The organism is Micromonospora sp. NPDC002411, assembly GCF_053592955.1.
Window position 1 is genome coordinate 1 of sequence record NZ_JBSFBM010000581.1, and the last position, 2,140, is coordinate 2,140.

2 protein-coding genes are annotated in these 2,140 nt (G+C 74.1%); both read right to left on the minus strand.

Going from position 1 to position 2,140, the window contains the following annotated elements; translation table 11 throughout:
* Positions 1-805, minus strand: an 805-nt coding sequence (locus ACWCO3_RS34120) for a beta-ketoacyl synthase N-terminal-like domain-containing protein (RefSeq protein ID WP_450014097.1), incomplete at its 3' end; no start/stop codon positions are given.
* 28 nt (positions 806-833) lie between these two features.
* The coding region (locus tag ACWCO3_RS34125; RefSeq protein WP_450014099.1) for a beta-ketoacyl reductase at positions 834-2,140 on the minus strand (1,307 nt) is incomplete at its 5' end.

A 2,140-nucleotide genomic window follows, 5' to 3' on the forward strand; every position in this document is an offset into this window, starting at 1 on the left:
CGGTGCCGTCGGCGGCGGCGGCGAACGGCTTGCACCGGCCGTCCGGGGCGAGGCCGCGCTGGCGGCTGAACTCGACGAACGCCTCCGGGGTGGCGAGCACCGTGGCGCCACCGGCGAGGGCGAGGGAGCACTCCTGCTGGCGTAGGGACTGGACCGCCAGGTGCAGCGCGACCAGGGAGGCCGAGCAGGCGGTGTCGATGGTGACCGCCGGCCCTTCCAGACCGAACTGGTACGCGATCCGCCCGGAGAGCACGCTGGCCGCGCTGCCGGTCAACCGGTAGCCCTCGATGCCGTCCTGGGTGTGCCGCTGCAACAGGGTGTCGTAGTCGCGGCCGCTGATCCCGACGAACACGCCGGTCCGGCTGCCGCGCACGCTGTCACCGGGAATGCCGGCCCGCTCGAACGCCTCCCAGGCGGTCTCCAGCAGCAACCGCTGCTGCGGGTCCATGGCCAGGGCCTCGCGTGGCGAGATGCCGAACAGCGCCGGGTCGAAGTCGGCCGCCTCGGCGAGGAAGCCGCCCTCGCGGGCGTAGCTCTTGCCCTTCGCGTCCGGGTCGGGGTCGTAGAGCCCGTCGACGTCCCAGCCCCGGTCGTCGGGGAAGTCGCCGATCGCGTCACCGCCGGCGGCGATCAGCTCCCAGAGCTGCTCCGGCGTGTCGACCCGCCCGGGGTAGCGGCAGGTCATCGCGACGATCGCGACCGGTTCGCCGGCCGCCGTCTCCACCTCTTCGAGGCGCCGCTTGCTGCGTCGCAGCTCGGCGGTCATCCACTTGAGATGGTCGAGCAGCTTCTCGTCGTTCGCCATCACACGTACCCCGTTCCCGCTGCGCGGATCAAGATCTGCCGAATTCGTTCTGGATGATCTGGAGCAGTTCGTCGGCGGTCGCGTCGCCGATCTCGTCGCCGCCCACCTCCGCCGGTTCCTCGGTGACGGCCCAGCGGTGTGCGAGCGCCTGGAGGCGGGCCACCAGGGCTGGCCGGCCGGCGTCGTCGACACCGGTGGCAGCGAGGGCCGCCTCGAGGTCGTCGAGCCGGCCCTCCACTGTCGGCGCGGCCGGGCGGTGCTCGCGCATCAGGAGGGTGTCCAGGTGCGCGGCGAGGACCGCCGGGGTCGGGTGGTCGAACACCAGGGTGGCCGGGAGGTTGAGCCCGGTGACCGCGGTGAGCCGGTTGCGCATCTCGACCGCTGTCAACGAGTCGAAGCCGAGTTCGCGGAAGGCGCGGTTCGCCTCGAAGCCGCCGCCGGGGCCGAGGACGGTGGCCGTCTCGGTCCGGACCAGGTCGAGCAGCAGGTGCCCGCGTTCGGCGTCGGGCAGGTCGGTGAGCCCGTCGATCGGCCCGGCGGCCTGCACCGGTACGGCCGGTGCGGCGACCGCCGCGCGGGCCTCCTCGACGCCGTCCAGCAGGGGGCTGGGGCGGGCGGCGGTGAAGGCGGGAGCGAAGCGGGCCCAGTCGACGTCGGCGACCGCGACGGTGACGTCGCCGTGGTCGAGGGTGCGGGCGAAGGCGTCGACAGCCGCGGACGGGACCAGCGGGGTGAGGCCACGCCGTCGCAGGTGCTCCTCGGTCCCGGTGTCGGCGACCATGCCGCCCTCGCCCCACGGTCCCCAGGCGATCGCGCTGCCGGCCAGGCCTCTGGCGCGACGCCGTTCGGCGAACGCGTCGAGGAAGGCGTTGCCCGCGGCGTAGGCGGCCTGACCGCCACTGCCCCAGACGCCGGAGATGGAGGAGAAGCAGACGAAGGCGTCCAGGTCCCGGTCGCCGAGGAGGTCCTCCAGGTGCCGGGCCCCGCCGATCTTCGCGGCGACGATGCGGGCCAGCAGCTCCGGGGTGGTCTCGTCGAGGGGGGCCGAGTCGCCGATGCCGGCGGTGTGCACCACGGCGCGCAGCGGCAGCGCGTCGGCGTCGGCCCGGCGGAGCAGGTCGGCGACGTCGTCGGAGTCGGTCAGGTCGCAGGCCACCACAGTGACCCGGGCGCCGAGCGCGGTCAGCTCCCGGGTCAGGTCGTTGGCGCCGGGGGCGTCGGCACCGCGCCGGCTGGCCAGGACGACAAGGGTTGCCGGCCTGGCTGCCATATCACTGACAGTGATGGTGGCCGCGCCCTTGTCCGTGTCTCCGTGCTGCCGCATCGCCACCCCAC